This is a genomic window from Enterobacter sp. ku-bf2 (assembly GCF_001742765.1).
Lineage (GTDB): Bacteria > Pseudomonadota > Gammaproteobacteria > Enterobacterales > Enterobacteriaceae > Enterobacter > Enterobacter quasiroggenkampii.
In genome coordinates, this window is the sequence record NZ_MDVW01000001.1 from 1 (window position 1) to 11,665 (window position 11,665).

General features: G+C 50.4%; 7 protein-coding genes and 2 pseudogenes. 4 read left to right on the top strand and 5 right to left on the bottom strand.

Going from position 1 to position 11,665, the window contains the following annotated elements; genetic code table 11:
- Positions 1-142: 142 nt before the first annotated feature.
- Positions 143-355, bottom strand: a pseudogene (locus BFG58_RS00005) (glutathione S-transferase); the annotation flags it as partial.
- Here BFG58_RS00005 and BFG58_RS23660 point away from each other — a divergent pair.
- From BFG58_RS23660 to BFG58_RS00015, 3 genes and pseudogenes are all read left to right on the top strand, one after another.
- Positions 348-485: pseudogene (locus tag BFG58_RS23660) on the top strand (transcriptional regulator); the annotation flags it as partial. The pseudogenes BFG58_RS00005 and BFG58_RS23660 sit on opposite strands and share 8 nt — an antisense overlap.
- A 178-nt stretch (positions 486-663) precedes the next feature.
- Positions 664-1,038 carry a type II toxin-antitoxin system RelE/ParE family toxin gene (locus tag BFG58_RS00010; RefSeq protein ID WP_069718932.1) on the top strand — a complete coding sequence of 125 codons (375 nt, stop codon included), beginning with the start codon at positions 664-666 and terminating at the stop codon, positions 1,036-1,038.
- On the top strand, positions 1,022-1,324 hold the full coding sequence (locus BFG58_RS00015; RefSeq protein WP_069718933.1) for an XRE family transcriptional regulator: 303 nt from the start codon (positions 1,022-1,024) through the stop codon (positions 1,322-1,324). The genes BFG58_RS00010 and BFG58_RS00015 overlap by 17 nt, the downstream gene beginning before the upstream one ends.
- A gap of 73 nt (positions 1,325-1,397) precedes the next feature.
- Here the strand turns inward: BFG58_RS00015 and BFG58_RS00020 are convergent, their stop codons facing one another.
- The gene (locus BFG58_RS00020; protein WP_069718934.1) at positions 1,398-2,330 is read right to left on the bottom strand and encodes a LysR family transcriptional regulator; all 933 of its coding nucleotides are present in this window, start codon (positions 2,328-2,330) and stop codon (positions 1,398-1,400) included.
- A 141-nt stretch (positions 2,331-2,471) separates the two neighbouring features.
- Between BFG58_RS00020 and BFG58_RS00025 the strand changes: the two genes are divergently transcribed.
- Positions 2,472-2,861: a RidA family protein gene (locus tag BFG58_RS00025; protein ID WP_069718935.1), complete on the top strand. Its 390-nt coding sequence runs from the start codon at positions 2,472-2,474 to the stop codon at positions 2,859-2,861.
- 331 nt (positions 2,862-3,192) lie between these two features.
- Here BFG58_RS00025 and BFG58_RS00030 read toward each other — a convergent pair whose 3' ends face one another.
- The 3 genes from BFG58_RS00030 to BFG58_RS00040 form a co-directional block, all read right to left on the bottom strand.
- Positions 3,193-3,606, bottom strand: coding sequence for a very short patch repair endonuclease (locus BFG58_RS00030; protein ID WP_069718936.1), 414 nt, complete (start codon positions 3,604-3,606; stop codon positions 3,193-3,195).
- Positions 3,607-3,700: 94 nt separating this feature from the next.
- A complete protein-coding gene (locus BFG58_RS00035; RefSeq protein WP_069718937.1) occupies positions 3,701-9,541 on the bottom strand; it encodes a DEAD/DEAH box helicase in 5,841 nt (1,946 codons plus the stop codon).
- Between the two features lie 19 nt (positions 9,542-9,560).
- Positions 9,561-11,657: a hypothetical protein gene (locus BFG58_RS00040; protein WP_069718938.1), complete on the bottom strand. Its 2,097-nt coding sequence runs from the start codon at positions 11,655-11,657 to the stop codon at positions 9,561-9,563.
- Positions 11,658-11,665: the final 8 nt, after the last annotated feature.

Sequence of the window (11,665 nt, forward strand, 5' to 3'; positions counted from 1 at the left end):
GCATGGCAGGCACGGATAAAATCAAGGCGTTGCATAGGTCGGGTCTCAGTCCAGGGCATAGCGAGTCTCCTCTTCTATGCCAGTTATAACTGTTACCCATGTATCCGGTCTAAAGTGTTACCCATGTTTCCGGTTCATACCCTGCGCTGACCGGGCTCATTGACTGAATAAACGTCCCGATAACCGTACTGGTGACGACAACCCGATCGGGAGCGTAGGTGGTCGGACGCGTCTTTAGCAGCGCATTCCATTCCCTGCAGGCCGCCAGCAGCTGGACTGTAATGCGATCGACCCAGGCACCGTGCTGCTTTTCTTCCGAGCGCAGGTTGTGCTCATACACATTTTGTACCCCTTTCACTGCGCCGTATCCCTGGCCTTACTGGCTGGTGACATCGCAGTTAACGGAGGCGAAGCCGGAGGTGGCTCTCTTTGTCGAGTGGCTGGATGAGGAAGTGGCGGCCTGGCGTCAGCTCTCGGAGTTCTGAACTCTTTTTTACGGTACTGCTCGCAATGCGATGAATGCCTGACGGGTGATTCATCGAAATACTCCTGCACGTCTTCAGCTTTCGCGTAAAAACACATGAATCATGCACATTCTCTCAGGATAATTGCTGCTATAGCTTTACTGCTATATAGCTTTTGATCTATATTCACGGAGGAAGTGTGTGGACAATTAACACGACGGACAGGTTTGATTGCTGGTTTCGTTCACTTGACGATACTGACCGGGCCTGCGTGCTGGCAGCACTGCTTGTTTTGCGAGAAAAGGGGCCGGCTTTGTCGAGACCCTATGCCGATACGCTTAAAGGCTCTCGTCACAGTAACATGAAAGAGCTGCGCATTCAGAGTAAGGGCGATCCGTTGCGGGCATTTTTCGCGTTTGACCCAAATCGAACCGGCATTGTGCTTTGTGCTGGCAACAAGGCCGGCAACGAAAGACGATTTTACGATGAGATGCTTCTGGTGGCTGACCGGGAATTCACTCACTGGTTGAATACATTAAAAGAGAGGACGTTGCGCGATGGGCAGAAACCTTGAGCAGCTTATAGCGGATGAAAAACCGGATGTTGTTGCCAGCGCTCAGGCAATGGCGGCCGACATTTTGCTTAACATTCACCTGGCAGAGCTACGTGAAAAGGTGCAAAAAACGCAGGTTGAAATGGCGCAGGCGCTGGGCATCAAGCAGCCCACCGTCGCGATTATGGAAAAGCCAGGGCGCGATCTGAAACTCTCTTCACTTAAGCGCTACGTTGAGGCAGCGGGTGGAAAGCTTAAGCTTGACGTTGAGCTGCCGGATGGCTCGCACTATGAGTTTGTGCTGTAGGGCAAAAGCAGTTTTTTCAAATTTAGCTCCTCTGACCGGGAGCGCCTTTGCCAGTAACGGGCGAATAAATAAGCTAAATCTCATTTCCCTTTCTATTGGTGTTGGGGACATGCTGCTGCATCAATTCAACGATCCAATCAATAAAAACGCGCAGCCTGGCGTTGACATGGCGGTTAGGCGGAAATGCCAGGTACAGGGGCATTGGGTTAATACGCCAGTCTTCAAATAGCGGAATCAAAGAGCCAGCAGCCTGATGCGCTGCCGCCATATAGACCGGCAGCGCAATTACGCCTAATCCCGCTAACCCAGCTTCGAGGTAAGCATTGCCATCATCCACTGCAAGCACGTAGCTGCCCTTGATTTCAATATGTTCACTCTCGCTGTGCAGTACCAGAGGATCAATCTTACCGGTGCGTGAGGATAAGAATCCCACTATGCGATGGTCGGTGTTGTCCAGCTTACGCGGATGCGCAGGGGCGCCAAGGCGTTCCACATAGCTCGGTGCGACGTAAACACCGATTTGCAAATCGCCGACATGACGTGCGATCAGGGACTGGTCGTTGATTTCGCCACCGCGCAGGACGCAATCCACGTTGTCGCCGATCAGATCCACCACCCGGTCGCTCACGCCCATATCGAACTGGATATCCGGGTAGCGTGCATGGAAAGCCGGTAGCGCGGGAACCAGCACCAGGCGGGCGAGAGGAGTGGGCACATCTATCCGCAGGCGTCCCCTGGGGATCATCGTCGCACTGGACAGGCTGTTTTCAGCATCTTCCATGTCCGCCAGCAGGCGGATGACGCGCTCGTAGTAGATCGCGCCATCGGGAGTGACGCCGAGCCTGCGGGTGGTGCGATGGAGCAGCTTAACGCGCAGGCGCGCTTCCAGTTGCTGAATAAGCTGCGTCACCGTGGTTTTGCTCATATGAAGCGTTTGGGCAGCCTTTGCGAAACTGCCTGCCTCCACCACGCGAGCAAAGGCGCGCATCGCATCGAAACGATCCATTCCTTATCCTCTCTTTTCACCGATTGTTTGGATATTACAAACAATGATGGACAAAGTCGCTTGTTTATCCGCCCGATCTGGCGCCTGTAAAGTGTCTGTATGTTCACCGGGCAGATTTCGCTCCATTACAAAGGTATAAATATGACAACACGCGAAGCAGTTTTCCCCTCCGGTCGGCAGGCGCTCTATGAGCGCAATCGGTATTCACCCGCCATCAAATCCAACGGTTTCTTGTTCGTTTCGGGGCAGGTGGGTAGTCGCGAGGATGGTTCGCCTGAGCCCGATCTGAAAACGCAGGTCAGGCTGGCCTTCGATAATCTTAATGCTGTCCTCGCGGCTGCGGGCTGCACGTTCAGTGACGTGGTTGACGTGACCCTCTTTGTCGTCGACCCCGAGTCAAACCTCGACGCTATCTGGAGTATCCTGCCAGAATATTGGGGGGAAGCGCCTTACCCTACGTTGACGGGGATCGGCGTGACGTGGCTGTACGGATTCCAGTTTGAGATAAAGGTGATTGCCCGGCTGCCCTGAGCGTTATGAGCTTTCCGCCAGTCGAAAATAAGACAGAGGAAAAATGATGAAAGCAGCGGTTTATTGCCCGGTGGCGCTGCGCTTACCGTGCCTACGGTCCCGTAGGTCGGGTAAGGCGAAGCCGCCACCCGACAATTTTACCCGACGCAGAAAAGCAAAAAGCCTGCTTCAAAAGCAGGCTTTTCAAATTTGGCTCCTCTGACTGGGATCGCCTTTGCCATTAACTGGCTGATTGGTAAGCTAAACCTAAAAAGTTAGGTTGTCAAGACCACCAGAATGACCACCATTTTCTACCTGCGATATAGCAGTTAAAAACAATGTCGCTTCTTATCTAGGCATCCTCTATTAAAAGCGCTTTCAATTTTTCCAGCAAGATATCCGTCTCTTTAAGTTCGCATTCCCGAACTACCAACGTTCGCCAGCCCATTTCGTGTAACTTTGATAAGCTCATGGAGTCCCTTGATTTATTTCTTTCCAGTTTTGCAAACCAATATTCCTGATTTGATTTTGGCATGCGATTTCGCCGACATCCCTTATGACCATGCCAAAAGCAGTCATGTACGAAGATGGCTTTGCGCTTTCCCCAAAAGACTAAATCGGGCTTGCCAGGCAGTCGAGGGTCGCATAAACGATAACGAAATCCGGCATGATAGACGAGGTGTCTGACGATTAGCTCAGGCTTAGTATCTTTCCCTTTAACTCGGGGCATCACAAAGCTTCTTTTAGCCGGTGTTACTGTATCCATTAGAAAACCTCGCTATGCTGTCGATTGAAGACGCTTCAGATGCAAAGCGTCTTCGGCTGAATTAGAACATTGTCCAATAGCGCTAAGCTAAATTTTAACCTCGGTTAAGTTTCGCCAAAGCGCGGAGTGGCCGTCTTTCCAGTTCAAAGGTGTCGATAAATCGTAATGGCGCTCCTATATTATCTAATCCAAAAGAACCAATTAGGGCATCACGTTCAGTGTCCCGGCATTGCCATAAGGGATGTGTAATAGCCGCGCGCCAAAGATCTTTTCCATCATTTATTTCAAGAACTGGTAAAGAATGTTCCTTTAACAATTTGATAGTCCCCGGTCGTAACGCCTCGACATCCTCCGCAAGTTCAAAGGCTCTTTCTTTCCATCCTTTCATTTCTGGATGGTTCCAGTCTTCAACATTCAGGCCGCATGCGAATTCCGGCATAACCATGGCGCGTAAATAGGCTATTCCTAAACGCCAGTCCAGTAAGCCGTGATATTGGCGGTTTCCGTAGCGTTGTATACATTTGTAACATGCTGTCCGACATTGATCTGGATGATCTTTCTTTAGAAAATCAACCATCGGCCAGCCGCGTTCATCTTTCAGAATTTCATGCAGCAATTTGATTATTAAGGGAGAGCTGCCGGCAACCGCCGGTTCGGCAAGACGTCTGCATAATCCTGAGCCATTGATTAACGCGTCTGCGATTTGCAGTATAGGTTTGCCAAAATGCAATCGAGGTTCAAGCATTTCGAACTCATCAGGCGAGACATCCAGATAGAGGGCGGCCTTATGCGTTAATATCTGAATCGCGCTGATGGCCGCCGCTCGCGTAGGCAAGTGCATATGCTCGCCATACCTGGCGACCATATTCAAATTAAGACGAGGATCGAACCTTGTTAATTCGAGATGAAGCGACTCAGTCTCTTTACTGGAGACCAGACCGAAATTTCTGCTCTCGCCTTTACGCCGCCAACGTGAATTATCTTGCTCTTTTAACCAATTAGAATCAATCGCTTGCTCGCCTTTAATCGGCGAGCTGTAAGCAACGAAAGGAACCGGTGTTTTTTGATCGCTTGTGAGGTCGACAGTAAAACGTTCTCCTTCTTTTTCTCCATTAATAGGACCGTCGTTAAGACGCAGTATAGTGACTTCTCCACGTCGTATGATCAAGGGATGACAGTATGTCGGAGTTTCTTCGTTTAATACTGTCGCGGTAGTCTTTAAAGACATGCGGGTAAAACTATCCAGATCGTCTTTGGGCTCGAAATCCGTACGGAAAGCGGCAGGCGTGATGTAGAGTTTGAACTCGTCAGGATTTATAGGCGCGCCGCAATCCTTACATTGAATTTCATTGTCTGGTTGACGCAATTCCAGCTTTGCGGAACCGCATGCCGGGCAAAATGCGACATGACTGGATGACTCCAGCCACGAGCCCACCGTAGAGAGATCCGACACGCGATTATTCCGGTTATGCGGTTCCCGATAATTTCCTGTGAAGCCGATCACCTTGTGCTTTTTCTTATCCTTAATTAATACCGAGCCGGGAGCATACTCGAATACCGCAAGGTCAAGGTCGCGATCCATTGTCGACCATTCGTATTCAGTCTGGTTGTTCAGACCTTTTTTCTCACGTAATCCCAGATACAAATTGCGTACCCGGGTCGGCATTCCATACATCGGCAATTTTCCGCATTCAGCTAGAAAACGGGCGAGCCCCACGTTGTCGTCAGGCGCGTAAGCGTTCAGTTCGGCGATTTCATCGATTATTTTTTTTGCATTCAATGCGGAATGAAGATTCTGACGTTGTTCCGGATCGAATGTCGACGCTTCGATAAAACGTTCGCGTATATTCTGTGTCGCTTCCAACGCGCCCTGCAATCGTTCAGCCCAGTTCGCGTTATCGTCATAATAGTAATCATGCGTAGAAACATATTCGCCATGAACGTCAGGCGGGACAAGTTTATCGCCAGGAAAATCTATCCCGTTCTCGCGATCTTCTTCACGCAATAGATTAAAGGCGCTTCTGAGCCAGACTTTACGCAAAAGCCTTAATGGGATAGCGTCGTGATCTACCGCCAAAAAGGGGGGGGGCGGCGGATCGCCTGTAATCGCGTGAGGATGGGCGAAATAATAGGCGTCGTGAGTCCGTCCACGGCAAAACGTAATGACAAAAGAATAAGCCTGACCGCGCCGCCCGGCCCGGCCGACGCGCTGCTGGTAATTAAAACGCTGAGGCGGCATGTTGGCCTGATAAACCGACTGAAGCGAACCGATATCGATGCCAACCTCCATTGTCGTGGTGACGGCAAGCATATCGATCTCGGCGTCCAGTTTTTCAAGTTCGCTCATCTTATCGACGAAAATCCCTTTGAATTTACGAAGTCGATCGGAAAAGTCATCAGTCTGCCCTGTCAATTCTTCAACGTTCAATCGAAATCGCTTAACGCCGTCCCGTTCGCCGCGCACAATGCGTTTGCCAAGGAAATTCTGTTCCCATAGCGTTTCAACAGAATCTTTGGGAGTGATATCAAGCGGTTCCGCGCAACGGGTACAATGTTTAAACCCTAGATGTAAGTGGATCCGCCCACAGTTGCCGCATTGCCAGTAGGGATCGCCTGATTTCGCTACCTTGAGGAACAATTTGCCAATATTGAATAACCCTGCCGTATGCTCTCGAGCAGCGAACTGATTTAAGATTAGCGTCAAATTATCCAGATACTTATCGTCGCCGAATACGGCTCTGGCGACACGCTTGACTTTCGCTTTTTTAATATCTTCTCCAACGTACCAGCCGTCGGATTGTTCAGGAACGACATATTTGTTTTCTTTTACGCGATAAACGCCGGCGAACACTCTTAACCAAGCGTCGAGTTCGGGCGTATCCTCATTATCCGAGACGCAGGGATACGCCAGACCCGTTTCCTCTAACGCGAAAAAAGTATTGGCGAAAATAACATCGTCTATCAATTCAGATTGATCGTCTATAATCCTTTGTTTGATCGCCAGCCTGTCAGATAAAGAAAGTTTTTCGTGGTACCTAACAATGTTCTTATCTTTTACAAAGTTTTCGTACCAAACGACTTTGTCGTTTCCATCAGCGCTCGGGCGATATTTGTAAGGTGATATTCCCAACCCAGCTAATTCTGAGGATATTTTTCCGATGGAGTCTCCTTCTGACTCCAATAAGCTATCTATTTTTACCCGTCGGAATTTACAAAGGCTCGCAATATCTTTTTGCCTTGTTTTGAGCTCATACAGCCTGTCGAGTTCATCATCATCCCCAGCTTGTATCGCTTTATCTCTTTTTTCTTTAAATTCTTTTTCTGGAATATATTCTTTTTCCGCCTCGCTGATCATCGTTCTGGCGGCCGCGACCAGTATTTCCCTGCGCAAATCGCGTAAGTGCAGGCGTTCGATCTCCAGCGCCATCGAAGCCGCATCCTGTCGGCTATCCGAAAAGACAATACTCTTCGCATCCGCGCCTATCGCATGCAGCAATTCGAATAGCTCTGTCGCTACCAGTTGAGATGATTTCGTCACGCCGGTACGGAATGCGCGAATAGGCGTTCTGGCGCGGTTAGTTGCCGGTCGACTGGAATAGTCGATACCGCAGTTAGGGCAGCAGAAAGGTTGTGCGGAAGGCGGTTTTACCGGCTCTCCTTTTTTCGCCTGGGGCGGGTTCTGAAAATAGAGATATCCGCGAATCGCCTCGGGGTTCAATGGCGATGTTTCTTGCCCGACAGTCGCAATACCTGTGACAGGATTCAGCGTCGCCTCCTGCCAAACATCCCACCTTTTTTCACTGGCTTCACTAGCGGCGGGCGTTTTTTCAACAGGCCAGAAAACCGCAAATTCATCCAGCGCCATATCATCGTAATATTCCGCGCCGGGGCGTTCGGGAAGATTTTCAAGATTGGTCGTCGAGGGTAATAGTTCTACCGTAGCACCTCCGCAATTTTGTCCCCTCTGACCACCAAGCAGTAAATCGCCGCAAGCTTCACAATAAAGCATTTCGAATAAACGCCGACCGCGCTTTTCTTGTGAGGTTGAAGGCGCGTGCGACAGGCCACGTTCTAGGCAAAAATCGGCGAATTTCGCTTTTCGCTCTCCGGGCGAGACCGACGCGAAGAAACCTTCAATATTTCTTACGAACGTATGCACGCGAAAAGCCGGCGTAGCGGCGTCAGGCTTATCGCAGTCAAGTACGGAATCCGGAAGCGCGCGTAACAACATTAATCCGCGTAACGCGAGCTCAGATTCCTTCTCTCCATCTAGGCTTTCCGCCAGAAAAATTTTGTCGATGATATGCTTGGGAGACGTGGCACGCGGCTTGTCGCCTTTTTTTTCAATGCAGGCGTGGGTTAATAACGCGGCTGCGGTTTCCGCCGCCAGCTTAACGCCTTGACGGCTATTTCGCTCTTTTACGCCAAGAGCCTGAAAAGCGTTAACTAAAGCTCGCTCAAACTCGTCTGTCATCTCTACGCGGCGGACAACGTCGCCTTGCCCTGTAAGCGCCATCCTCATCAGGGCGGCAAAAGGCCGCGCGTCAACTTTACTTTCTGGTTCAGGTATGAAGGTAGTACCCTCAACGACGCAGTTACGCCAGAATTCCGGAGAGTCGCTGCCCTCATCCCGGGAATCGCTACAAGTGCCGAAGGGAGCGAAGAGATCGCGTAGATACTTTCTCGATTGTTCTCCATCCGCGCCTTCCATCGGCAAAGACGCGGAAGACGCCAGCAAACGCAGCTTATAGCGGTGCTTCGGATCGTCGAGTCCGAGTCGAATGATTAGCGACTTAATCAACATTGCGGTTTCCGTTCCTGCGGAGCCGCGCATTAAATGTAATTCATCGAATACCAGATAGAAGTAAGCGTCTTCATTACTCATCAGCCATTCGCGCGTCATGTCGAAAATAGCATCTTCGACTTCTCGCGAAAGCATCGCCCCAAGCATGGAAGCGTTGGTAACGAGTACGTCAGGCGGAGCGGCTTGCATATCCCAACGAGTAACCATCTCGCCACCGTCTGTTGAAGGAAAGATATATCGGGTCTTCTCCGACGATTTTGCTTTTTCTTTGTCGAATGCGCGCGCGGCCTGTTGATTGTAATCGATTCGGTTCAACGCCTTACGTAATTTTTCAAGGTTACGGGCGTGGCGACTTTTCTCCGTACGCTCGCCGGAAAGGCGGGGATGGCTGGCGTAACCGGTAACCGGCGTGGCACTGGTATATTGTCCGAAGAAGATGCGGTTTCTGGCGAAACGATGTTCCATCGTCTGTCTCGCTTCATCGGAATCCAGCGTTTTGCGCAAACGCGCCATTTGATCTTCAACTAAAGCGTTCATCGGATAAAGCACTAACGCTCTGATCGCTGCCGGGCGTTTTTCTCCTTTACGACGAGAAACCCAGTTCGCTTCCGCATTATGCCACCAGCGATTTTGCAGGTAACTATCGCGGGGAGCGGGCCAACCGATCGCCTCATTCGATAATGCGGCCAGTATGGGCAACATAAAGCTTTCTGTTTTTCCTGATCCCGTCCCGGACGTCACTATGCCAGGGCAACCGGCACGAATGCCTCGTTCCAGCATTTTCACCTGATGAATATAAGGCGCATGGACTGACCGACGCGGCCAAGACGCGTCGCCGGAATTTGAATCAAACAAACCGGATAACGCTAGTTCGACGAACGCTTCTCGGCCTTCCTGCGATAAGCTATTTAACGGACCGTTTTCCATATCGGCAAAATCTTCAAGAGTTTTATCTGAAGACTCATACCGTAAAACGGGTTCAATATAGGGCTCTGCGGCGAACTCTCCGCTGCTGTTCAGCAATTCGCGCCTTGACGCCGCGACGAACGGGTCGGCAATTCGGAAACTGGTTTCAATATATGATATAAAGAAATCCTGAATACGGCGAAAGCCGCCAATCGGATCTAACATGATTTCCTTCTCCTGTAATTTATGGACCGCAGATTTCGCTATTTTGCAAATTTGCGAATAAATCGACTAATCGCTTTTGATGCGTCGTTTTGTCTTCGTCGTCGGCCAACCCGACTTCCAGCGCCGCTTTCGTCGCCCGCAGCGTATTTACCACGTTCAGACGATCGCCCGACATTTCATCCGCAATGGCAAGTTTTTCCGCAAGCGATTCTGGCGGGGCGGCTTCGGGCGTTAGTTCGCTATGATGTCTGGCGGAGAGATAAAGCGGCGCACGCGTAATCGCATTTCGAACGACAATGTTTTCCACCGGCAGAAAAAGATGTTCCTCCTTTATCTTTTCCGCTTCCTCGTTATCTTCATTCGTAATTGTGCCGCACACCAGGAATCGTCGGGGCAGATCGCCACTACGCAACCCCTCTTTCAGAGCAGGCAGCCAGAAACGCGCGGCGGAGCATTCGACGCGTTCGATGACGGCAAGAATTGTTCGGGGACGATGGGCGTCACTTAATAACAATCCTTGATAAAGCGGTGTCGCCAGATTATTTCCTGCGCGGATCCACAGATCCTCATAGGAAATAATCGTCGGATCGGCAATTTGTCGGATAGCACGTCCTGAAGAAATAAGCGACGCGGCGATAGCCAGAAAGTCCTGTGTTTCAGAGCCGTAGAGCAACGGGCATTCGCCGGCAAGCGTCAACGCCAGGAATTGCTCCATCAGTATTTTCCCTTCATGCGTCAGTAGCTTGTTTTCACTGATGATACGGCCCAGTTCTGCGCGGGAAACTGTTTTAGCTTCGGCGGGAAGACATATCGCAGGGATCGCCGAATGCGCCATTCGACGCGCTTTTTCAGCAATAGCGGCATTGATTTTCTCAAGTTCGATCCGCGCCAGCGCAACGCGCTCTTCAACTTCCCGAAGCGCGCCTGAAGACGCTTCGTGTTTGCTCTCCAGAGAAGACAACGTCCGGCGCTGACTTTCGTTTTGACGGCATAAATCTGCGGCGGCGTTTTTCAGCCGGTTGATTTCGCTTTCGAGAGCGTCTTTTTCATGTTTTAACGTTTTTTCTATGCTTAACTGCTTTTCTTCGAATTCCTTTTGTAATTTTTCTTCTTCGTCCAAACGTAATTGCGCGATTTGCTGTTCGATCTCGCTTTTTCTCTCCGTCTGAAAGGCCGTCATTTCCGCTTCAATCGCTTCGCTACGGCGCAGACGTTCGGCGCAAAAAGCTTCGTTGAGCGCTTTTTGTTGTTCGGCGCGCAACCTGTCCCGTTCTTCTTCCGCGATGCTTTGTATCTGGCGTTCAAGCTGAGCGGCGATACGCACGTCATTCAACACAGCTTGGGCGAGTTCTCGGGCCAGCGCATCCTCTTCTTCTATTTTTTTCGCCAACTCTCCGGAGCGGAGAATCTGAGCGGCAGCCAGCAGATCGTCGACGCCGGATTTCAATTTTCCGTTTTGCTCGTCGACATGCTTGCGAAGCCATGAAGCGATCTGCGTTGACGAGTCGGCTCCGGCAATAAGCTGAACGGCATTTTCAATGTAATGTTTATCAGGTGTCCAGTCATGGCGTCGCGTGGGCGAGGCATCTGCGTCCGGCATATAAAATATTTTGTTATTTTCAGACAGACCGGATACGGAGATGATTCCGCTGTTATTAAATGCATATTCGGCAACGTACTGATTCCGTGACAGAATAAAAAAACCTGGTTTCGACTCTGTCAGGTTCGCTAGAATGACTCCGCCCGCCTCGAAGCGAATAGTCCATTGCCCCGGTTCGCCGCACGTTTCGATGCCTTCCAGGCTCAGACGATGGCGAGCTTTCTGAAGAGACTGCGCCGAGGATAAATCATAATAAGGATAAATACGGCGAGGATGTTTCGCTCTCGTCAATTTGCTGCGCGTATTGGTATCTACCTGAAAGATGATCCAGTCGTTTGGACGAAGCTGAGACGTGTCGAATCCGGTAAGTTCGACTTCACCTGTACGAGGAAACATTTTTTTAGGGCTGTCGATTGCGTGCCAACCATTTTCCGTTTGCTGAGCGACGACTTTAAAATACGAGAACCGATCGTTTCGTCGATCGTATCGGCCAATATACCAGGGAAGATCTTTCATTATTCTTT